This window comes from Nocardia sp. TBRC8007 (genome assembly GCF_056629435.1).
Window position 1 is genome coordinate 9,151 of sequence record NZ_JBWSOR010000038.1, and the last position, 25,836, is coordinate 34,986.

A 25,836-nucleotide genomic window follows, 5' to 3' on the forward strand; every position below is an offset into this window, starting at 1 on the left:
TGAAATGAAAGCGGTTGCACGCCAAGCTTCGTGGTCATGCTGGTTCCACTCATCCGCATTTTGGCAGGGTCTGGATATGCCTGTCCGAGCATGGACTCAGCTTGTTGGATTCCGCTGGCGGCAGGAGATTTTGCCAGCCGATTGTATACCGAGGCGCGTGTCGGTGCTGAGGACACGCCGAAGCCACGCCGTTCGCCCCTGCAATTTCCTTTCAGAGGCGAGTTTTGGTATGACTACACTGCGTCAGACTAGCTGTCGGCTAGCTCGTTTCACCTATCCGTTGATGCTCCAAAGAACTCAAACTTTCTGTTTTCAATTTTCTGGATGCTCGATAGATACCGGCAAACGGGAGGTGCGGAGTCGCTACAGAAGTCGTGTCCGCGTGCGGTTCGGATACGAGCGTGGGCGAATAGTTCTATACGTGGTACTTGATCGGCGCATCGAAAACAGCGATCGCGTCGCTTCTAGCTGGACACAATTCGTATAAAAGTCAGATTTCGGACGCGATAAGTCGGTGCGCTTCCGTTGTTCTTCAGCGCGTCCGGGTATGAGTGAGGGGTCATGCGATGAATCTGAAGTCGGACGGAACTACCTACAGCGAGCTGGAGCTGATTCCGCTCTCGCGGGCGCAGTACGGCATGTGGCTCGCGGACCAGTTGCCCGGTGGGCCGGCCGTCAACATCGCACACTACGTCGATATCGAGGGTCCAGTCGATATCGACGCGTTCACCGAGGCGGTGACCGAGACCGGACTCGAAACCGAGTCTTTTGTGGTGCGGGTGTTCGAGATCGACAGCATCCCGTACCAGTTCGTAGACAAAGACATCACCTCATACGACGAGGACGTGCTCGTCGATGTCAGTAGCTCGGACGATCCGGTCGAGGCGGCGATGGAATGGATGCGCCGCGACTACAACACCAAGGCAGTCGATCTGAGCCGGGACCGGCTCGTGACAACGCGGCTCATCAAGGTCGGCACAGACCGGTACTTCTGGTACGCACGCGCCCATCACCTCATTATGGACGGATACGGCGCTTTCAACGGCGTGACTCGAATCGCCGAGCACTACAACGCCCTGCTCGAGAGGAGGGCACCGAAGCGGATGGACGCAGCAAGCCTGCGTGACATCGCCGAAGCGGAGAGCGCTTATCGCGACAGCTCACGGTTCGAGAAGGATAAGGCGTATTGGCTCGACAAGGTTGCCGGACTGCCCACTCCGGTGAGTTTGTCCGGTCGTACCGCCCGGCCGAGCAAAGTCGACGCAGTCGCCGGTCTCGAGCTTCCGGCGCGATTGTCCGGCCTACTCGATCGCTTTGCCGAGCAGACGGAAGCCTCGGCCGCGCAGGTGGTGATCGCCGCATTCGCCGCGTTCCTGTCCCGGATGGCCGGTACCGATGACGTGGTGTTGTCGTTGCCGGTGACCGCGCGCGTGACAAAGCGGCTGCGCAATGCCGGGGCGATGCTGGCGAACATGGTGCCGATCCGATTCGCCGTCGGTGCGACGACCACTGTAGAAGAGGTGGTCCGCGCATCGGTGTCCGAGCTCGTCTCGGCGATGCGACACCAGCTGTACCGATTCGAAGATCTGCGCAGTGACTCGAATGCGCTCGACGCGACCGCGACCTCCTTCGGCCCGATCGTCAATATCCTGTTCTTCGACACCGAGATTCGACTCGGGTCGGCCATCGGCAGATACTGCGCACTGACTTCGGGTGCGCTCGATGATCTGCAGCTGAATCTGTACCGGTCCGGAGCCGATGCACCGCTGCTCATCGAGCTGCACGGTAATGCGAACCTGTATGGGCAGGAGGAACTCGAAGGGCACGCGCGCCGGTTCGTCGACTTCCTGAGCCGTTTGATGGAGTCGCCGCTGAACACACCGATCGCCGAAATCCAACTCCTCATCCCCGTCGAGGAACGGCGCATTGTCGGCGAGCTCGCCGGCTGTGCCGGCGAATCCCCTACCGCGACGCTGGTGGATTTGCTGTCATGGCAGGCCGTCGCCACACCGGACGCGGTGGCGGTCACCTCGGGTACGACCAACCTCACCTATCGCGAACTGGATGAGCGGTCCGCTCGTTTCGCTCGTAGCCTCATCGCTCTCGGTGCGGGTCCGGAGTCGCTGGTGGCCATCGCGATGGCCCGCGATGCCGATCTGATCGTCGCTACCCTGGGGGTACTGAAGTCCGGTGCTGGATATCTTCCGTTGGATGTGGCGCATCCACCGGAACGGCTCGAATATGTGTTGCGCGATGCCGATCCCATCGCGGTCGTGACAACAAGGAGCGTGCGGGAACACGTACCCGGCGATCCCGCTCGCCTCGTACTTTTCGACGATGTCTCCGAGGTAGGCAATGCGGGTCCGATCACCGATGCCGATCGGACCCGCCCACTGCGTTCCGAGCATGTTGCCTACGTGATCTACACATCCGGATCCACCGGAAAGCCGAAGGGGGTGACGATCACGCATCGTGCCGTCGCCACTTACCTGGTGAATTCGTGTGCCGAGATCGGCATTCAGACCGCGGACGTCTGGACGTTGTTCCACTCGTTCGCCTTCGATTTCTCGGTATGGGAGATATTCGGTGCCCTGGTCACCGGTGGACGGGTCGTTGTCGTGGACAGTCTCACTACGCGTGCCCCGGACGAGATCGTGCGCCTCGCGGCACGCGAGAAGGTCACGGTCTTCAATCAGACACCGTCGGCGTTCCACCAGTTCGCTGCCGCGCGACAGCGATACGAGCATGCCGGTGAACCGGAGGGGAAGCTGTCGCTTCGACTGGTCGTCCTCTCCGGGGAGGCGCTTCATCCGGCGGGGTTGGCCGACTGGTACGCGCACAATCCCAAGCTGCCGGTGCTGGCCAACAGTTACGGCATCACCGAAACCACCGTCTTCGTCACCTATCTGCGCTTGACTCCGGATATCTCCGTGCCTGGCGCGCCGAGCATGGTGGGCCGGGCATTGCCAGGCTTGCGGACGTATGTCTTGGACCAAAGGTTGCGACCGTGTCCGCTGGGCGCCTGGGGCGAGATCTACGTCGCGGGAGCGCAGCTCGCTCGTGGATATCTCGAACGACCCGCACTCAGTGCAGGTCGTTTCGTCGCCGATCCGTTCGGCACACCGGGTGAGCGCCTCTATCGCAGCGGAGACGTCGCGCGGTGGAATCACAACGGGGAGCTGGAATATCGTGGCCGCGCCGATCATCAGGTGCAGTTGCGCGGATTCCGGATCGAATTGGACGAGATCCGCAACGCGTTGCTGACCCATAGTACCGTCTCGGCCGCAGTCGTCGTCGTGCATCTCCCCGGCACGGAGGCGGCCCGCATCGTCGGATATGTCGTTCCGGTCGGCACGACTGCCTGTTCAGCCGATGATCTGCGCGCTCATGTCGGTGCCACGCTTCCGGAGTACATGGTGCCCGCGAGCATCGTCGAGATAGCGGAGGTGCCGCTGACCGTCAACGGCAAAGTGGACTATCGGGCGCTGCCCGAGCCGACATTCGATTCGACCGCGGAATATGTAGCGCCACGCACACGCGTCGAAGAATCGATCGCGGACGTTTTCGCCGAGGTGCTCGGCACTGATCGAGTGGGCGTGCTGGACAGCTTCTTTCAACTCGGCGGCAATTCGATCACCGCGACCAGCGCTGCTGTGCGGATCGCGGAGGTCACCCGATGCGAAGTATCGGTCCGCGACCTGTTCGTCAAACCGACGGTCGCCGAGCTCGCCGCTCATCTGGAAGGGCGCCACCACTCCGGCAGGCCAGTACTGCGTGCGGTGCCTCGGCCTGCCGTTATCCCGCTGGCTCCGGCGCAGAACAGGATGTGGCTGGTCAATCAGACCGATCCCACGTCCGCCGCGTACAACATCCCGCTGGTGGTGAGCTTGTCCGGGCGTCTCGACGTCGCCGCGTTGCGTGCGGCGTTGACAGATGTCCTCGACCGGCACGAATCACTGCGCACCGTGTACCCTGCCGTGGACGGTGTGGGAACGCAGGTCATCCTGCCTGCGGAACAGGTTGCCGCTGAACTGGATCTGGCGCCGCGGCCCACCGAACCCGAGAACATCACGCACCGGATTCGTGAGTTGGCGACGATCGGTGTCGATGTCCGCGAACGCCCGCCGATCCAGGTCGCGCTACTGGCGACCGATGACGACTCGCGACGGCACGTATTGGTCGTTGTTCTGCACCACATCTGCTGCGACGGATCGTCGCTGCGACCCCTCGCAGCCGACGTCGCGGCCGCCTACGAGGCGAGAGCTGTGGGCAAGATATTGGATTGGCCACCGCTGAATGTGCAGTACGCCGACTACAGCATCTGGCATAGGAGCCTGCTCGGCGACGCGAGCGATCCGGATTCACTGATGTCACGTCAGTTGCGCTACTGGGCAGGGCACCTGGCTGGGATGCCTCCGGTGCTGGAGCTTCCCGCGGATCGCCCACGACCTCCCAGACAGTCTTTGATCGGCGATGTCGTGGACGCGGTGATCCCGGCTGAAGTCTTTGCCGACATCACACAGTTGGCCCGCTCGGCCGACGTCACCACCTTCATGGTGATCCACGCCGCGTTGGCGGCTCTGCTCGCCCGGTTATCGGACTCTTCGGACATCACCATCGGCACACCGGTCGCGGGACGGGGTGAGCGCGCACTGGAGCCGCTCATCGGCATGTTTGTCAATACCGTGCCGTTGCGTACCGAGGTACATTTCGATGAGCCGTTCGCCGCATTCCTGGCGCGAGTCAAGGACGTCGATATCGATGCCTTCGCCAACAGCGACGTGCCCTATGAACGTCTCGTGGACGAGCTCCAGTCGAAACGGTCGATGGCATACGCCCCGCTGTGCCAGGTGTACCTCGCCTTCGAGAACATGGATCGGGCCAGCCTGGAGTTGTCCGAACTCACTATCGAGCTCATGGCCTCAGGGGCCGAACCGGCAAAAGTGGACATCGTCGTCACGGTTGCCGAGAACGCCGCCGGAGGTGGCGATGTAGACCTGCGGATCAATTACGCGACCGATCTGTTCGATCGAGAGACCATAGAAGAACTCGCCGCGCGCTTGAACAGGGTCCTCACCGCGTTCGCTTCGAATCCGCGGACGCGAGTCAAAGATGTGGATCTGTTGTCGGGAGTCGAGCGCCTGGAGCTGGTTCCCGCTTCCGGCGGCCCTGCCGAGGAACCGCGAGTGTTGGCAGAGGTGTTCTCGGTGCCGGACCGCCACGCTACCGCAGTGGTATCGGGGGAGCGTGTGCTGTCGTACGGGGAGCTGGACTCGTGGTCGAATCGCATTGCGCGGGTGCTGATCGATTGGGGGGCGGGTCCAGGCACTCTGGTGGCGTTGGCAATGGGCCGGTCGGTGGAGTTCGTGGTCGGGGTGTGGGCGGTGGCCAAGGCCGGTGCCGCGTTCATGCCGGTCGATCCGCGTTATCCCAGCGAGCGGATCGTGCATATGGTCGACGATTCCGAGGTGGAGATCGCGCTCACCGTCGGGGTTGCCCAGCACTTGCTTCCTGCCCAGGTGCGGCGACTGGTCCTCGACGATCCCGGCACCGAGAAGTTTATCGCGGCACAATCCTCGGCTCCGGTGCGTGATGCGGATCGTATCCGTCCTTGCCATACCGTGGACACGGCGTACGTGCTGTACACGTCGGGATCGACAGGCAGGCCGAAGGGGGTGGAGGTCACCCACGAGGGATTGGCGAACTTCGCGGTCGAACAACGTATCCGCTACCGAGTCGACCACCGCTCGCGGGTGCTGCAGGTGGCGGCGCCAGGATTCGACGCCGTGATGCTGGAATTGCTGATGGCGCACGCGAACGGCGCGGCGCTGGTGGTCTCTCCACCGGAGGTCTCGGCAGGCGCGGAATTGGCGCGGCTCATCCGCGCGCACGAGGTGACGCATGCCTTCGTGACGCCGAGTGTGCTGGCGACTATGTCGCCGGTGGGGCTCGATTCGTTACAGGTGCTGGTAGCGGGCGGCGAAGCGGTGTCGGCCGAGACGGTGGCGGTGTGGGCGCCCGGCCGTCGATTGCACAACGGATACGGCCCCACCGAAACCACCATCATGGTGGCGATCAGTGATCCGCTGAGTGCCGCGGAGCCCGTCACGATCGGTGGCCCGATCCGGGGCATCGACGCCATGGTGTTGGATGCCTGGTTGCGTCCGGTACCGGTAGGCGTGACCGGCCAGTTGTACACCACCGGGGCACAACTGGCTCGTGGATATCTCAACCGGCCCGCCGTGACCGCCGCCCGGTTCGTCGCCAATCCATACGGTTCGGCGGGCACCCGGATGTACGGGACCGGCGACCTGGTCCGGTGGACTGCCGAGCACACCCTGGAGTATCTCGGCCGCACCGACTTCCAGGTCAAGATTCGTGGCCAACGCATCGAACTCGGTGAAATCGAAGCAGTTCTTGTCGATCATCCCGGAGTGACGGCGGCAGTGGTAGTGGCGGTGGGCACGGACAGCGGAGCGCGGCTCGCCGCATATGTGGTGCCCGCAGCGGACTCGGTGGACACCGCGGAGCTGTCGGGGCACGCCGCCCAACGTTTGCCTTCGCATATGGTCCCGGACACCGTGATGGCGCTCGATGCGCTTCCGCTGTCTTCGGTGGGCAAGGTGGATCGCGCCGCCCTGCCAGCTCCTGAGTTCGCGCCCGCCGCCGAGTTGGTCACGCCCCGCACTCAGGTCGAACAGATCGTCGCCGATATCTGCGCCGAAGTGCTCAATGTCCCGAGCGTCGGCCTGCGCGACAACTTCTTCGATCTCGGTGGCAACTCGCTGTCGGCTACCCGGGCAGCAGGGCAACTGAGCGAGGCATTCGGTGTCGAGGTTCCGCTGCGCGTGCTCTTCGAGACGCCGACCATCGAGGCGTTGGCGGAACATCTGCGCACCGCGAGCGCAGCGAGGCGGCAGTCACTAGTCCCGCGAGAGCGCCCGGAGCGGATCCCGCTGTCTCCGGCCCAGACCCGCATGTGGTTTCTCAACCAATTCGATACCAGTTCGGCGGTGTACAACATTCCTCTGGTCGTGCGGATGTCGGGTGCCCTCGACGTGGCTGCCATGCATGCGACGATCGCGGATGTCCTGCAGCGACACGAATCACTCCGGACGATCTACCCGGACAGCGAAAGCGGACCGCACCAGGTGATCCTGTCGAAGGAGACTGCGCTGCCCGCGCTGGCGCCGATTCTGGTGTCAGGGCGTGACCTGGAGGAGCGGATCGGCGCGGAGGCGACGGCCGGGTTCGATGTCGCCGCACAGGTTCCCTTTCGAGTCTCACTGCTGCGCAGCGCGCCTGACGAACACACCTTGGTTCTCGTCGTCCACCACATCAGCTTCGATGGGTCGTCGCTCGCACCGCTCGCCGCAGACCTGAAGACAGCTTATGAAGCCCGCATCAGACAGCAGGCACCGCACTGGGCTCCGTTGCCTGTGCAGTACGCGGATTACGCGCTGTGGCAACGTGTCTTACTCGGCACTGAGGACGACAAGGACAGTCCGACTGTCGCCCAGACCGAATACTGGTCGACGGCGCTCGCCGATCTCCCCGAGGTACTCGATCTGCCCACCGATCGGTCGCGGCCTGCCGTACAGTCGTTCCGCGGTGCGACGGTATCGGCGACCTTGCCCGCCGATTTGCATCGTGCGGTGGTCGCGCTGGCTCGCAGCCACGGCTCGACTGTCTTCATGGTGATGCACGCGGCGTATGCGGCGCTGTTGGCTCGGCTGACGGGAACCGGTGACATCGCGGTCGGCACACCGATCGCCGGTCGAGGTGAGCCCGGCCTCGACAGCATGGTCGGAATGTTCGTCAACACCCTGGTATTGCGGACACACATCGATCCGGATGCCTCGTTCAGTCAGATCCTGGATCAAGTCCGGGCTACCGATCTGGCTGCTTTCGAGAACGCCGACATCCCCTTCGAGCACCTCGTCGAGGTATTGAATCCGCCGCGCACGACGGCACACGCACCACTGACACAAGTTGGATTCTCGTTCCAGAACATCGAGATCCCTGTGGTGGAGCTCGAGGGCCTGACGATATCGGCGCAGCTGATCGATCCGAGCACAGCCAAGTACGACCTGCATCTGAATCTTGTCGATGCCTTGGAGCCCGATGGGGAACCGGGCGATATGGCGGTGGAATTCAGTTATGCGATAGATCTTTTCGATGAAGTGACGGTTCTGTCGATATTCGACCGCTATCTGCTGCTGCTGCGTGGTGCGGTCGCCGACCCGGCTCGGGCCATCGGTGATATCGAGTTGCTGTCCGTACTCGAAGCCGGTGAGTTGGCCGTGTGGTCGACCGGGGCGCCGACGCAAGTGCCGCCCGCGACGATCGCGGACCTGTTCGCCGTGCAGGCGGCGGCGACACCGGAAAGCCCGGCGGTGATCGATAGTGCGGGCGGTGGCCTGCTGAGGTACCTGGAGTTCGCGGAGCGAGTGAACTCGATGGCCCGTGCTCTGATCAGGCGCGGAATAGGACCGGAGACCGTGGTGGCTGTCGGGATGCACCGCTCGGTGGATCTGTTGACGACGCTGTATGCCATCCACGCAGCGGGCGCGGCCTATCTGCCCCTCGACCCGGACCATCCGGTCGATAAACTGCGCGCTGTTCTCACTGCCGCGCAGCCGGACGCAGTCCTGATCCGGCCCGCGGACACTCTGGAGCTGCCCGACGACATTCCGGTGTGGACGCTGACGGAACTCCAGGCGGAGCAGGCGGATTCATCGGCAGTGACCGATGTCGATCGTATTCGGCCGCTGCGTCCGGACGATCTCGCGTATATCATCTATACCTCCGGCTCGACCGGTGTGCCGAAGGGAGTGGCGGTACCGCATGCCGCAGTCGTGAACCAGCTTCGCTGGCTGCGCGAGCATTATCGGCTCGGCGGTGACGACGTCATGCTGCTGCGGACACCGGTAACCTTCGACCTCTCGGTCTGGGAACTGTTCTCCGCGTTGACCTGCGGTGCGGCGCTGGTTGTCGCGGGCCCCGACGCGCACCGTGACCCCGGTGACGTGGCCAGGCTGATCGCCGAGCATCGTGTGACCACAGTGGATTTCGTTCCCTCACTGCTCGCGGCTTTCCTCGACGCAGCTCCTGCGTACGAGTTCGGCGACCTGCGGCGCGTGTTGTGCATCGGCGAAGCGCTCCCGGCCGAGACTGTCCGTCGTTTCCGGAAACTCAGCGATGCACGCATCGACAATTTGTACGGGCCCACCGAGGCAGCGGTCAGTGTCACCGCACACCATATCGATGCGATCGACGGCAAGGTGGTGTCGATCGGTATCCCCGAGGCGAACGTGGTCGGCTATGTCTTGGATTCACGGCTGCGCCCGGTACCGGTCGGTGTGACCGGTGAACTGTACCTGGGTGGGGTGCAGTTGGCCCGCGGTTACCACGCACGTCCTGGCGCGACGGCGGCAACGTTCGTCGCCGACCCCTTCGGCGATGCATGCGGTACTCGGCTGTATCGGACCGGTGACCTGGTCCGCTGGGATAGAAGCGGCAACCTGCGCTATGTCGGTCGCGTGGACACCCAGGTGAAGATTCGTGGCCTGCGGATCGAACTCGGCGATATCGAGGCTGCCCTGGTCGCGCACGAGCAGGTGGATGCGGCCGTCGTGCGGGTGCGTACCGATGGCGGCACGCAGCGCTTGGTCGCCTACGTGGTAGCAGGACAGATGCTGGATGCCAAACAGGTCCGGGGCTTTCTGCTGGAGCGGTTGCCCACGTATATGGTGCCGTCCTCGGTGATCCGGATCGACTCGATCCCACTCACGGCGAATGGCAAGGTCGATTACCGCGCGCTGCCCGTGCCGGATCCGAGCAGCGACCAACCCGAGTATCGAGCGCCGCATGGGATGGTCGAACAGACCATCGCCACGGTCTTCGCCGAGCTTTTCGACCAGCCGGGGATCGGCGCGGAAGACGATTTCTTCGACCTGGGCGGAAATTCGCTCATCGCGACACGTGCGTTGACCAGGATCGGCGATATCGTCGACGTCGCCATCCCGGTACGCGCGATATTCGAGGCGCCCACTGTCTGCGAATTGGCCGAGCGTATTGCGCAGTTGCGCGCGGTGCCGAGCCTGCCCGCACCAGCCGCGGGACCGAGGCCGGATCGTCTTCCGCTGTCGTACGCGCAGACCAGAATGTGGTTTCTCAACCAGTTCGACCCCGATTCCTCCGGTTACATCGTGCCGCTGGCGATCAGGCTCGACGGCGTCCTCGACCTCACGGCATTGACCGCCGCCTTCGGCGATGTCGTCGAGCGGCACGAAAGCTTGCGGACGGTCTACCCGGCGATCGATGGCACGCCCACCCAGGTGGTGTTGGCCGCGGCCGAAGTGGTGGCGACATTCGATCTCACTCCGCGGCTGATCGACGAGCGGGAGCTGCCCCACTTGTTGGTCGAATTCTCCAGCACCGGATTCGACGTAACCGAGAGTGTGCCACTGCGGGTGGTGCTGTATCAGCTGTCGGATACGGCGTGGGCGGTCGCGTTGGCCGCGCATCACATCAGTTGCGACGGCTATTCGGTGGCGCCGCTCGCCGCCGATCTGCTGACTGCTTACCATGCGCGGTCGAGTGGAGAAAGTCCCGATTGGGCGCCGCTCGCCCTGCAATTCGCCGACTACGCACTCTGGCAGCGTGCAGTGCTCGGCACGGCGGACGATCCGCATTCCGTTGTGGCCCGCGATATCGCGTATTGGCGAACCCAGCTCGCCGACATACCCGATCTGATCGAGTTGCCGCTGGATCGGCCACGGCCGATCCAGCAGAGCCAATGCGGCGCGGTATGCGTGGTGGAGATCTCCGGGGAACTGCAGGGCCGGGTGGAGGCACTGGCCCGCCGCACAAGGGCCACACCGTTCATGGTGGTGCACATGGCTTTGGCGGTATTGCTGTCGCGGCTGTCCGGCAGTGACGACATCACCATCGGTGTGCCACACGCGGGACGTGGGGACAGAGCGCTGGATCATCTGGTCGGGATGTTCGTCAGCACTTTGGTGTTGCGTACCCGGATCACGCCGGAACAGACTGTGCTGGACCTGCTGGATCAGGTGCGGCGCACCGACCTCGATGCCTTCGACCATGCCACCGTTCCGTTCGAACAACTGGTGGAGGTGCTCTCACCGGCGCGATCGACCGCGCACACACCGCTGTTCCAGGTGATGCTCGCTTACCAGAACATGACACAGGCTCGTGGCGAGCTCCCCGGGCTCAGTGTCGAGCAGCTGGACCCTGGCGACAGCGCCGCCATCTACGACCTGCTGTTCATGCTGACGGAGAGCCACGGCGCGCGCAATGAGCCGACCGGCATGACATTGCGCGTGACCTATGCCGCCGATCTCTTCGACGAGGAGTCGATCCAGCGGATCACCGGGCAGTTCGTCCGGGTGCTCGACGCCGCGGCGACCGATGCCGATGCGGCCGTAGGCGAGATCGAACTGCTCGATGAAGCACAGCGGTACCAGGTGCTGGAGCGGTGGAACGATACCGGTGGCTCCGCCGCGCCAGGCCGGACGCTGGTCGACGCGTTTGCCGAACAGGTCGCGCGTACCCCGGACAATCCTGCGATTCGATTTCCTGGCGGACGCACGATCACCTACCGGGATTTCGACGCGCGGGTCAATCGGCTGGCCCGGTGGCTCATCGCGCGTGGCGCGGGACCGGAGACGGTAGTAGCGGTGGCCGTCCGCCGGTCGGCCGAGCTCATCACCGCGCTGTACGCGGTGGTGCGGGCGGGCGCTGCCTTCCTGCCGATCGATCCGGATCAACCGAGCGCCCGCACCGTGCGGGTACTGCGCGTGGCACAGCCGCTGGTGGTGCTCACCACCAGCGCTGACGGTGGTGATCTGCCCGAAGTATTCGAGACCGCTCGGATCGATCGGCTGGACACAGCCGACCTGTCCGCAGCTCCGATCACGGATGCGCAGCGGCATGCGCCGGTACGGCCGGAGAATATCGCCTACGTCCTGTTCACCTCCGGTTCCACCGGCGTGCCCAAAGGGGTCGCGCTGACTCATGCCGCGACCGTGAGCCAGTTGGCCTGGGCACAGCGGCAGTGGCCGCACGATGCGTCCGACGTGGTGTTGTACAAGACCCCGATCACGTTCGACATCGCCATGTGGGAGTTGTTCTGGCCTTTGCAGACCGGTGCGCACATCGTTGTCGCCGAACCCGACGGACACCGTGATCCCGCGTACTTGGCCGAGGTGATCACCCGCTATCGGATCACCACAGTGCACTTCGTCCCGTCGATGCTCGATGTTCTGCTCGAGTCCGTCGGCACGGGCCGCTTGCCTTCGGTCCGGCGGGTATTCGTCGCGGGGGAGGCCCTGGCGCACCGCACGGTCGCCGCCGCGGCGCCGGCGTTCCCCAACGCGGAACTGGTGAACTGGTATGGCCCGGTGGAAGCGGAGGTCGTTACCGCAGCGCGCTGCCTGCCGGATGCGGCGGACTCGGCAATGGTGCCGATCGGGATACCGGTGTCCGGCATGCGGGTCTACGTACTAGACGCCCGCTTGCGGCCGGTGCCGGTGGGTGTTGTCGGCGAGTTGTACGTTACGGGCGTGCAGGTGGCGCGCGGCTATCACGCGCGTGCCGACCTCACCTGCGGTGCCTTTGTCGCGCACCCGTTCGGGGCGCCGGGTGCGCGGCTCTATCGCACCGGAGACCTCGTTCGGTGGCGCGCGACCGGCGAGCTGGAGTACGTGGGCCGCGGGGACTTCCAGGTGAAGGTGCGCGGTCAGCGGGTAGAGCCGGGGGACATCGATGCCGCGCTGTGTGCGATTCCGCAAGTCTCGCGGGGTGTGGCCATCGTGACGGCGGAACGGATCGTCGCATATGCGACGCCGGTGCCGGGTGCGGTGATCGATGGTCGCGTGATTCGCGATCAGCTCACCCGGCTGCTGCCCGCCTACCTGGTTCCGGACAGTGTGCAGGTGCTCGACGCCTTGCCGCTCAATGCGAATGGGAAGCTCGACCGAACGGCACTGCCGCAGCCGGTATTCGACAGCGGCGAGAGCTTCGTCGCACCACGGACCGAACGAGAGGCTGTACTCGCCCGCGTGGTCGCGGAGCTCACCGGCGCCGATCGAGTAAGCGTCACGGCGAACGTCTTCGAGATCGGGATCAACTCGCTCTCGGCCGCCAGAATCGCTGCGCGGGCCCAGACCGTTCTCGGCGTCGATATCGGTATCCGGGATGTTTTCGACGCGCCGACGATCGCCGCACTGGCCGAACGGACCATGACGCGAACGCGCACCGAGATCATCCCGCTCAGCGCGCGGCCACGCCAGACGGCCGTCCCGCTGGCGGCTGCGCAACGGCGGATGTGGTTGCTCAATCAGCTCGATACGGACTCGTCGGCATACAACATTTGTTTCGCGGCCAGGTTGACCGGATCGCTGGACCTGATGGCGTTGCGGGCGGCGTTCCTCGACGTGGTGGCCCGGCATGAGCCCTTGCGGACTGTGTACCCCGTGGTCGACGGCGAACCCTGCCAGGTCGTGCGGGAGGGTGCGCCGATGAGCGCGGATGTGTCGTTCGATGCGGAGCCGGTGGTCGACGTGACGGAGCTGACCCACCGAATCCAAGACATCGTCGAGGCGGGGTTCGATGTCGCCGAAGCGGTGCCGGTGCGGGCGCGACTGTACCGCACCGCGGTCGATGAGCACGTTCTGGTGCTCGTGGTGCACCACATCGCGGCCGACGGATCGTCGATGGCCCCGCTGGCACGAGATGTGTTCGCCGCCTATCGGTCCCGGGTAGCGGGCCAGGCACCGCAGTGGCAACCGCTGGAGGTCCAGTATGCCGACTACGCATTGTGGCAGCGGGAACTCCTCGGTACGGAGGATGATCCGACTTCGCTGATCGCGCGGCAGATCGAATATTGGACCGAGGCGCTCGATGATGTCCCGGAGCTGCTCGGCTTGCCGACCGACCGGCCGAGGCCCGCCGTGCTGTCGATGGTAGGTGGCAACGTCCGCTTCGAGGTGCCTCCGCGGTTGCACAATGGCATCGTGCGCCTGGCCAACCGGGAGGGTGTCACCGTGTTCATCGTGTTGCATGCGGCATTGGCCACCCTGTTGGCTCGTACCGCGCACAGTGACGACATCGCGATCGGTACTCCTGTCGCTGGTCGCGGCAGGCCGGAGCTGGACGAGCTGGTCGGCATGTTCGTCAACACCGTGGTACTGCGGACCCGAGTGCCTGATGATCGGTCGTTCCTGGAGCTGCTGTCCGAAGTCCGCGAAGTCGATCTGGAGGCGCTCGCACACGCCGACCTGCCCTATGAGCGGCTGGTCGAGGTCATCGGCCGACCGCGTTCGACGGCGTACGCACCGCTGTATCAGGTGATGTTCGGGCTGCAGAACATGCCCTCGGCGCGGTTCGAGCTGCCCGGTATCGGTGTCGAACTTCTCGACCCCGGCATCGCGCAGGCCAAGGCCGACCTCTCCGTATTGATGACCGAACGTCTCGATAGTAGTGAGCCCGGCGGCATCGACGGCGAGATCATCTACGCCACCGATCTTTTCGTGGAATCGACCGCGAAATCGCTTGCCCAGAGGTTCATCCGCGTTCTTGAAGCTCTTGTCGCCGACCCGGACAGACCGATCGGCGATATCGATCTGTTGAGCGTCGAGGAGACCGCACGCTTGGTCCCGGCGCGCGGCGGCGCAGCCCCGCAGCCCCGCACGCTGCCCGATCTGCTGGCACAGGCTGTGACCGCGGACCCCTCGGCGGTCGCCTTGATCGGGCAGACCGAGACGCTCACCTATGGAGAACTCGACCAGAGTACCGACCAGCTCGCTCGGTACCTGCTCGGCATAGGCGCGGGGCCGGGTGTGTTCGTCGCGCTGGCCGTGCCGCGCTCGGTCGACTATCACGTTGCCATGTGGGCGATAGCGAAGACCGGCGCCACGTTCGTTCCAGTGGACCTGAGGTATCCCGTCGAACGGATCGCGCATATGGTGAACGATTCCGGTGTCGAACTCGGGATCACACTCGCGGACACAGGTGCCACGCTGCCCGACGGAGTCCGATGGCTGGCGCTCGACGAGCCGCAGACGCAAGCCGCCATCGCCACGCATCCCGTCCACGCGGTCACGGATGCTGTTCGCGGACGCGCACTGCGGATCGCGGACGCGGCATATCTGATCTACACCTCCGGGTCGACGGGAACGCCGAAGGGGGTCGTGGTCACGCACGAAGGTCTGGCGGGATTGGCGGACGAGCAGCGTGATCGCTGCCAGGTGACCGACACCTCACGCGTACTGCAAGTGGCGGCGCCCGCCTTCGATGTCGTCCTGCTGGAAGTTTTGATGGCGATCTCGGCCCGCGCGTCGCTGGTGGTATCGCCGCCGGATGCGTTCGACAGCCTGGATCTGGCCGAGCTGATCCGGACACATCAAGTGACGCACGCGTCTCTGTCGCCGAGTATGTTGGCGACGATGGCTCATACCGACCTCGAGTCGGTCCGGGTACTGACTGTTGGCGGAGAGATGGTGCCCATAGAACTGGTCGCCACTTGGGCGCCAGGACGTCGGTTGCACAACAGCTACGGTCCGACGGAAACGACGGTCGCGACCACGATGAGCGATCCGGTGCGGATCGGTGATCCGATCACGATCGGATCACCGATCCGCGGCGTGGCAGCTGTGGTCCTGGACGCGCGGTTGCGGCCGGTGCCGGTCGGTGTGACGGGAGAACTGTATCTCGCGGGTCCGGCATTGGCGCGTGGTTATCTGAATCGACCCGCGGCGACGGCGGGTGCGTTCGTAGCGAATCCCTACGGTACGCCGGGGGCGCGGATGTATCGCACCGGCGATGTCGTCCGCTGGACCGCGTGGTACACGCTGGAATACCTCGGTCGCATCGACTTCCAGGTCAAGATCCGCGGCCAGCGCATCGAACTCGGCGAGATCGAGGCAGCGCTGGGAGCGCACCCGAAGGTGGCCTCCGCAGTGACCGTCAGTCGCCACGGACCAGGCGGGCGACCTCTGCTGGCCGCCTACGTCGTGTCGGAGCCTGGAACGGAGGTCGAACCCAGCGCCGTGCTCGATCACCTCGCAACGGTATTGCCTGCCCATATGGTGCCCGCGGTGATCACTGTGCTGGACCGGATGCCGATCACCGCGACCGGAAAAGTGGATCGGGAAGCACTGCCAGAACCCGTCTTCGAGCCTGGAGAAGACGATATGGTCGCCGCGTCGACCGACTTGGAGCGCGCTATCGCGGGCGCTGTCGCCGACGTACTCGGGATGACATCGGTGGGTGTGACGACTTCGTTCTTCACCCTCGGCGGTGACTCCATCCTGGCGATCCAGCTGGCCTCGCGGTTGAAGTCGGCCGGTGTCCTGCTCACCGGCCGGGACATCTTCGAACACAAGACCGTTCGCGCCTTGGCGCAGGTGGCCCAGGCCGCTGAACGAGTGTCGCTCGAAGAACTGCCCGGAGGTGGTGTGGGCGAGATCCCGCTCACACCGGCGGTTTCCTGGTTCAACGATCGGCTCGCAGCGGCACCACGGTTCGCTCAGTCGATGTTGGTGCGCCTGCCACGTGACGCGCGAGTCGATGAGGTATCCGACACGGTGCGGGCTGTGCGCGCACAACACGACATACTGCGCTCGCGGCTGCGCGGACAACGGCTGGAGGTACTGCCCGAAAGTGCGGACATCACCGCGGGTGTAGTGCTGACCCGTACCTTCGGTACGGACGAGACTCCGGGCGGCGAAGGCTTCACCGCTGTGGTCGAAGCAGCGCTCGCCGCAGCATCCGACGGCCTCGATCCGACCGAGGGCCAGATGCTGCGAGTGGTGTGCCTGCTGCCCGAACCCGGTGTGGTTGCCGATGCGCGTGCCCTCATCGTGATCCATCACCTGGCTGTCGACGGGGTGTCTTGGCGGATCCTGATCCCCGACTTCGCGGCTGCCTGGCAGCAGGTCGTACAGGGACGCGCGGTCGAGTTGCCCGTACAGGGCACATCGATGCGTCGCTGGGCGCACGCGTTGGCCGACGCCGCCGCGGACCGCGCCGACGAGTTCGAGCTGTGGCATCGGATGAGTGCGGCGCCCGATCCGTTGCTCGGTCGCGCGGCCTTGGACCCTGCCGTCGATACTCAGTCGACGGTGCGACAACTGACGGTGTCGCTTCCGGTGGAGGTGACCTCGACGTTGCTCGACATGCTGCCCCGAGCGGTCCGCGGCAATGTGGACGATGCGCTGCTGGCCGGGCTGACCATGGCTCTGACTCGTTGGCGCAGCCGGCGCGGTATCACTCGACCGGGGATGAAAGTCCTTTTGGAAGGCCATGGACGCGCAGAGCAGATTGCCGAGGGAGCAGACCTCTCCCGCACGGTGGGGTGGTTCACCAATATGTATCCGGTGGCGCTCGATCTGAGCGGAATCGAGACAACGGACGTGCGCGCGGCGGTGAAGTCCGTCAAAGACCAGCTGCGCGCCATCCCGGACAAGGGAATCGGCTACGGCCTGCTGCGCTACTCGAACACCGGCACCGCCGACCAGCTCGCAGCCTTGCCAGAGCCACAGATCAGTTTCAACAATCTGGGCCGGGCCGGTGCAGATCTCGCGGCCTTGTCGGATCTCGCTTGGATCCCCACCGACGAGCAATTCGACCGGCGATCCGCCTTCGATCCGGAGATGCCCGCGGCCGCGGTCGTCACGATCGATGCGCACATCGTGGATACCGATACTGGACCTCAGCTGTCGGCGCACGTCGGTTATGCGTCGCGGTTGCTCGATCACGACGACGTGGCCGAACTCGTGGACGAATGGGTCACCGCTGTCACCGAGATCGCCACCGCGGCCCGCGCGGATGATGCCTGGGGACTCTCGTGTGCCGACGTTCCGCTGGTCGAGGTCGACCAGTCCGATCTGGATACCCTTGCCGACCGATACGGTCCTCTCGACGACGTTTGGTCATTGGCGCCGCTGCAAGCCGGACTGCTGTTCCATGCCGAACTCGCCGCAGGCGAGCTCGACGTCTACACAGCGCGATCGGTGCTCACCCTGGCGGGCTCGGTCGATGCGGACCGGCTGGAGCGGTCGGCGGCGGCTTTGCTCGCGCGGCACCCCAACCTGCGAGCCTCCTTCGTTCGTACGGCTGACGGTGTTCCGGCGCAGGTGATTCCCACCGAGACCGTTGTGCGATGGCGCAGCGTCGATCTGAGCGACAGTACGCGGACGGTGGATGAGCTGATCGCGGCAGAAGGTGCGGTCCCGTTCGATCCCGCCAACCCTCCACTGCTGCGGTTATTGCTCGTGGCAGTGGCACCACAGGAATTCCGGCTGGCGTTGACCGCGCACCACCTGCTGCTGGACGGCTGGTCGTTGCCGCTGCTGTGGCGGGAATTGATCGGACTGTACGCGGTGGATGCGCGGGCAGAGCTGTTGCCTGCGGCAGCGTCGTACCGCAGCTACTTGGAATGGATGGCTCGGCGCGATTCTTCCGCCGGACTCGAAGCGTGGCGTGCGGTGCTGCGCGATGTCACCGAGCCCACGCTGATCGCCGATACGCGCACGAATACGACCGTCGACATACCGACCGACTTGGCAGTAGTGCTCGATCGAGCAACTACAGCCGAGCTGGCGGAGTTCGCTCGGACGCACACGGTGACGATGGCGACGATCGTGCAGTTCGCCTGGGCAGTGGTGCTGGGCAATCAGCTCGGCGTCGAGCGCGTCGTATTCGGTGGCACGGTCTCGGGGCGGCCTGCTGAGCTCGCGGGTGTCGAATCGATGATCGGTTTGTTCATCAATACGATCCCGGTCGCGGTGCAGGTGCGCGGGGAGTGGACCATCGAATACGCGGTGCACCGACTTCAGGCGGACAACACTCGGCTGCTCGACCACCATCACGTCGAACTGTCCCAGATCATGTCGGCCACCGGCGCTGCCCAGCTGTTCGACACATTGGTCGTCTTCGAGTCGTATCCGGTCGACAGCACTGGGCTGGGTGACACCGATATCGACGGCATGCGAGTGATCTCGGCGGACGGTAACGACGCCGCGCACTACCCGATCATCGTCCAAGCCCACCAGACCGACGAGTTGCACATCAGAGTCCGGTACCAGCGGAACCATATCGCCGCCGGGACGGCGTCCGGTCTTGTCGCCCGTCTCGAAACCGTGTTGCGTGCTGTTGGCTCCACTCCGCAAGCGCGGCTCGGCGTATTGGATCTGCTCAGCTTCGGAGAACGCCGAGATCTGGTGCCCGCCTCGGGTGGCCCAGCCGAGACGCCGCGCGTGCTGGCGGAATTGCTTTCGGCCGGCGCTGCGATGAATCCCGATGCGGAAGCCGTGATTTCAGAAGAGCGCACGATTTCCTACGCTGAGTTGGACGCTTGGTCGAATCGTGTCGCGCGGCAGTTGATCGAATGGGGCGCCGGTCCGGGTGACCAGGTCGCGGTAGCGATGGCCCGCTCGGTGGAGTTCGTGGCCGCGCTGTGGGCGGTGACCAAAGCGGGGGCCGCGTTCGTGCCGATCGATCCGCGGAATCCGACCGAGCGCGTCGCGCATATGGTCGCGGACTGCGAGATACGGATCGCGGTGACAGTCGAGGCATTGCTGGATCTGCTTCCGGATTCGGTCCGGCCGTTGGCTGTCGATGATCCGGACACCCATGCCGCGATCACGGCACGATCATCGGCCGGGGTGACCAAGGCGGATCGGAGACGACCGCCGCATATCCGGGATACAGCCTATGTTCTCTACACTTCGGGTTCGACAGGCACTCCGAAGGGTGTCGCGGTCACGCACGAGGGGTTGGCGAATATTGCGGCCGTACTGCGTGACCGTTTCGGTGCGGACAGCGGGTCCCGAGTGCTGCAGGTAGCCGCACCGGGATTCGACGCGGTGGTGCTGGAGTTGCTGCTGGCGCACACGAATGGCGCCGTGCTGGTGACGACGTCGCCAGAAGTATTCGGTGGCCCGCAGTTGGCGGAACTCATTCGGGTACAGCAGGTGTCGCACGCGTTCCTGACACCGAGTGTGTTGGCGAGTATGTCACCCGAAGGTCTGGATTCGTTGCGGGTGTTGTCGGCCGGTGGAGAAGCGGTGACGCCGGAGACGGTCGCGGTGTGGGCGCCGGGCCGGACGTTGCTGAACGGTTACGGTCCGACCGAAACCACCATCTTCGCCGGAATCAGCGATCCGCTGTGTCCCGACGCGGATGTGACCATCGGCGGTCCGATCAGTGGCGTCGAAGCTGTTGTACTAGATGCTCGGCTGCGGCCGGTACCGGTCGGCGTCGTGGGTGAGCTGTACCTCGCGGGTGTGCAACTGGCCCGCGAGTATGTGCGCAGACCCGCGGCGACGGCGAGCGCGTTCGTGGCCGATCCGTTCGGTGCACCGGGTGCACGGATGTACCGCACCGGCGACCTGGCACGCTGGACACCCGAGCACACCCTGGAATACCTCGGTCGCAGCGATTTCCAGGTAAAGTTCCACGGTCAACGCATCGAACTCGGTGAAATCGAAGCAGTCCTGGCCGACCATCCCGGGGTGGACCGCTCGGTCGTCGTGCTGCACAAGGACGAGCGTGGCATCGACCGGCTCGTCGGCTACCTTGTCAGCACCGAGAGTGTGGATCCCGACGAGGCCAGGGCCGCCGCCCGGTTGCGGTTGCCCGCACACATGGTTCCGCATGTGTGCGTGGCAGTTACCGAACTCCCACTCACCAGGACCGGAAAGCTCGACCGTCTGGCGCTTCCCGTACCGGATTTCTCGGTCGGCCGGGAGTGGATCGCCCCACGCACCGACACCGAGCGCCAGGTCGCGGAGGTGTTCGGCGCAGTCTTGCGCCTCGACCGGGTAGGAGCTAGCGACGACTTCTTCGATCTGGGTGGCGACTCGCTGTCCGCGACGCGGGTGGCCGCTCAGTTGAGCACGACGCTCGGCGTGTATGTCGGCGTTCGGGATGTGTTCGACACCTCGACGGTCGCCGAGCTCGCCGCGCGTCTGGCCACCCTGGAGCGGAGCGTTCGAGTGCCGCTGGTCGCGCGGCCTCGTCCAGATCTGGTGCCGCTGTCCCTGGCACAGCAGCGGATGTGGTTCCTCAATCAGCTCGACACTTCGATCGGTGCGTACAATATCCCGCTGGTGTTCCGGCTGAAGGGTGCGCTCGACCTCGACGCACTGCAACGCGCGTGCGAACTGGTCATCGATCGACATGAGTCCCTGCGCACCAAGTTCCCGATGACCGGCACGACATCGCACCAGGTCGTGGTTCCCGCCGCGGCGGTCACACCTGTCCTGACCGCGATCGGAGTCGAGGAAGACCATGCGATGGAACGGGTACTCGCGGCGGTCTCGGCGAGCTTCGATGTGACGCAGGCGCCGCCATTGCGCGCCGAGTTGCTCCGGCTCGGCGCACAGGACCATATTCTGGTCATCGTCGTGCATCACATCTGCACCGATGGGCAGTCTTTGATTCCGCTGGCGCGGGATGTAGCGGTGGCCTACCAGGCAAGCAGGCAAGGGATCGAACCGACATGGCCGGCTCTTGCGGTCCAATACGCGGATTACACGCTGTGGCAACGTGAGGTGCTCGGCGATGCGCACGATCCCAGCTCGGTCATGTCCCAGCAGTTGCGATTCTGGACAGAAACCCTCGACGGGCTGCCCGAGTTGCTGGAGCTGCCCACCGACCTGCCTCGCCCACCCATAGCGTCCCTGCGCGGCCGCACACTGGATTTCGAGATCCCCGCTGCGTTGCAGGCGCGGGTAGGCGATCTCGCTAGTGAGGCAGATGTGACAGTATTCATGGTTTTACATGCCGCGCTGGTTGTTTTGCTATCCAGGTTGACCGGCGTCGACGATGTCGCGGTTGGCACGCCGGTGGCGGGTCGCGGCGAGCGCGCACTCGATGATCTGATCGGTATGTTCGTCAATACGCTCGTGTTGCGGTCTCGGGTGGCGCGACGGCAGTCGTTCGCCGAATTGCTCACCGACACCAGGGAGACGGACCTGGCGGCATTGGCGCATGCGGATGTGCCCTTCGAACAGGTCGTGGAGACACTGAACCCGGTCCGCTCCACCGCGCATCTCCCGCTGTACCAGGTGACGATCGACGTCCAGAACCTGGGCATGGCCACGGTGGAATTGCCGGGGCTCACCGTCGAGCCGATCGAGAACGGTTTCGAACCGGCGCAGGCCGATTTGAACCTGAAGCTTGTTGAGCGGTTCGATGCGCACGACAGGCCGGAAGGCATCATGGGCAGGCTGACCTATGCCACTGATCTCTTCGTCGAACCGACGATGACCCGGTTCGCGCAGGCCTACTTACGGATTCTGGAGGAAGTGACCGCGAATCCAGCTGTGGCGATCGACGATATCGACATCGCAGGCTCAGCGCAGCGGCGCGAATTGCTCGCCGCGTCCGGGGAGGAGGGCGGCGCGGTCCCCGATACGACACTCGCGGAGCTGTTCACCGCCAGAGCCGCCGCACAACCGGACGCGGTCGCGGTGACCGATGGCGCATCGCGGCTGACCTACGCGGAGTTGGATCGGTGCGTGGCCGCGGTGGCGGCTCGGCTCACCGAGCGCGGTGTGGGTCCGGAATCGCTGGTGGCGGTCGCATTGCCGCGGTCGATCGATCTGGTCGTCGGCTTGCTCGGCGTCGTGCGAGCGGGGGCGGGATATCTGCCGCTGGATATTGCCTACCCACCGGAACGATTGCGGTTCATGGTCGAGGACGCCAGACCTGCGGCGATACTGACCACCACGGCTGTGGCAGGCGCGGTCCCAGAGTGCGCGACGTCGGTCGTGCTGGTGGAAGACTGTGTGAATACCGTCATGACCGAGTCCGACCCCGTGCCGATGCCTGCTCGCCCGGACAACGTCGCTTACGTGATCTACACCTCGGGGTCGACGGGCCGCCCGAAGGGCGTGACGGTCAGCCATCGGGAAGCGGTCACGTTGTTCACCAATGTGGCCGCACGGTTCGACATCGGTCCAAACGACGTATGGACGATGTTCCACTCGTATGCCTTCGACTTCGCTGTATGGGAAGTCTGGGGCGCGTTGTTGTCCGGTGGCGCGGTGGTCGTCGTCGACTACGACACCTCCAGGTCGCCGGAGGCGTTCGTAGATTTGGTGGCTCGGGAGCGGGTAACGGTATTGAGCCAGACTCCTTCGGCGTTCTACGGTTTCACCGATGCAGAACGCGAATACCGCGAAACAGGTTGCCCTGCTGGCGATCTCGCATTGCGGTATGTCGTTTTCGGTGGTGAAGCATTGGATGCGACCCGGCTGACCGACTGGTTCGCTACCTATGATCCGGGAGCACCGCGACTGGTGAATATGTATGGGATCACCGAAACGACCGTGCATGTGACATTTTCCGAGATCACCGGTCCGGACAGCGCCGGAATCGGCACACCGTTGCCTGGGTTGCGGGTGTATGTGCTCGATGACCGACTGCGTCCGGTGCCGATCGGGGTCGCGGGGGAACTCTATGTGGCCGGGGGACAGCTCTCCCGTGGTTATCTCCGAGCACCCGCATCCACCTCGAGCCGATTCGTGGCGAACCCGTTCGCGCCGAACGGCGCCCGACTGTATCGGACGGGGGATATGGGCCGGTGGTGGATGTCCACGAGCGGACTGGAACTGCGGTACGCGGGCCGGGCCGACGCACAAGTCCAGGTGCGTGGTTTCCGGATCGAACTGGGCGAGGTTGAGTCCGCACTGTTGCGGCATCCGCATGTCACCCAGGCCGCGGTCTCGGTACACCGCCATGAGCGAGGTGTCGATCAGCTGATCGGCTACATCGTGTGCGCCGAGGGGCAGCGGATCGATCCCGTGGCGGTCCGGCAGACCGCTGCCAGGGTGCTGACGAGCTACATGGTGCCTTCGGCGATCATGGAGTTGTCTGCTCTGCCGTTGACCGTCAACGGCAAGCTCGATCGAAAGGCATTGCCCGCACCAGACTTCGGTGAACCGGCACAAGATTTCCTGGCACCGAGGACACATACGGAAAAGGTCATCAGTGAGGTTTACGCGGGAGTGCTGGGAGTCGAGCGTGTCGGAATCGCGGACGGATTCTTCGACCTGGGCGGAAATTCCCTGCTGGCCACGATAGTGGTGACCGAGCTGCGGGCCCGCGGGGTGACGATCGCATTGCCATGGTTGTTCGATGACGCGACACCGCAGGCGCTCGCGACCAGGGCCGATAATGCGGAAGGCGGCTCCGGCCTGCAAGTGTTGTTGCCGTTGCGGGCGAATGGCGCGAAGCCCGCGCTGTTCACTGTGCACCCAGCCGGCGGGCTGGCGTGGTTCTATGGTGGTCTCGTCGAGCACCTGCATAAGGATCGGCCGGTGTACGGCTTGCAGGATCCGCATGTCGTGGTGGGTGAGCCGGCCGCGACCTCCGTGGCAGAACTGGCCGGACGTTATGTCGCCGAGCTCCGCCACGTGCAGCCGAACGGGCCATATCATCTGCTCGGCTGGTCGTTGGGCGGTGAAATCGCCCATGCGATGGCGGTACGACTGCAACAAGAGGGGGAGCGGGTCGGCATGCTGGCCATAATGGACAGCATGGTGGGCTCGGTCGATTCCGCCGAGTTCGTAGCGCCTTCGGTGATCGATACGGTGGCCGAGCCCGCGCCGGGCGAGCTGATGGCAGACCTGCTCGGTGGCTGGCGGGAGCTGTTCGATCTCGGTGACGAAGTGCAAGCAGCCACCCATGAGCAAGCATGGGCCGTTATCCGAGACCAAGTGGTAGCAACGGGAATGTTCACTGCAGAACAGGTCGATCGGGTGATGGAGAGCTTCGCCACCGCGAGCGATATCGCTGAGAACTACCGGCCGGGAAGCTACGACGGGGATCTGATCTTCTTCACCGCGGGTAAGGATCGCATGGATCATGATGCGGTCGTGGCGACGTGGCGACCCCACATCACCGGCACCACGCACAATACGGTCGTCGACGCACGACATCTCGAGTTGACTCATCCGGACGCACTGGCCTTGATCGGCCCGATTCTCGAAAGGTGCATGGACGATGCTGACGAAACCCCAGAAACTTCGGCAACTGAAACTACAGGACGGCAGGACGGTCGCCTGCACCAGTCCGGCTGAGGCGCGGATGCTGTGGGGTGAGATGTCCGCCGACGGATACTACCGGCGTGCCGCCGCCCACCTGCGCCCAGGGGACATCGCACTCGATATCGGCGCGAACATCGGACTGAGCGCGATGATGTTCGCCGACGTCTGCCCCGGAATCCAGGTGATCGCCGCCGAGCCTGCTCCGATGACATTCGATTGTCTGGAGCACAATCTGATCGCTCACGTACCGAATAGCATCCGCTGCCGAGTCGCTGCTGGAGCAGCCCCGGGTAGCGCGTCGTTCACCTGGTATCCGCAGGCGTCGGCGAATTCCGGTCTCTACGCCGACCGCGAAGCAGACGACGAAGCCACCGAGATCTACTTGCGCAACAGCGGTCTGAACGACGAGGCCATCGCGCTCATCACCGCTGATCTGCATGATGGTGAACAGATCGACGTCGAGGTCACCACAGTTTCGGCGCTGCTGGACAAGCACAGTCCGGATGCCGAGATCGGTTTGTTGAAGATCGATGTCGAGCGGGCGGAACTGGACGTTGTGCGCGGTATCACCGAAGCGGACTGGCCTCGCATACGCGCTGTCGTCGCTGAGGTCCATGATCAGGATGACCGGTTGTCGCAGTTCTGCGAGTTATTGCGTTTACACGGGCTGTCTGCGCAGACCCGGCAGGACCCCAACTTGAGCGGGACCGAGCTATATGAGGTGTACGCGGTCCGGTCCGAGGCTGTTTGA

2 protein-coding genes are annotated in these 25,836 nt (G+C 64.5%); both read left to right on the forward strand.

Annotated features, from left to right (window positions below; genetic code table 11):
• Window positions 1-566: 566 nt before the first annotated feature.
• Complete coding sequence (locus tag ACX4ZE_RS20165) at window positions 567-25,118, forward strand: non-ribosomal peptide synthetase (protein WP_480275029.1); 24,552 nt, start codon at window positions 567-569, stop codon at window positions 25,116-25,118.
• Entirely contained in the window at window positions 25,042-25,836 is a 795-nt protein-coding gene (locus ACX4ZE_RS20170) for an FkbM family methyltransferase (protein WP_480275030.1), read from the forward strand. Before ACX4ZE_RS20165 ends, ACX4ZE_RS20170 begins: the two co-directional genes overlap by 77 nt.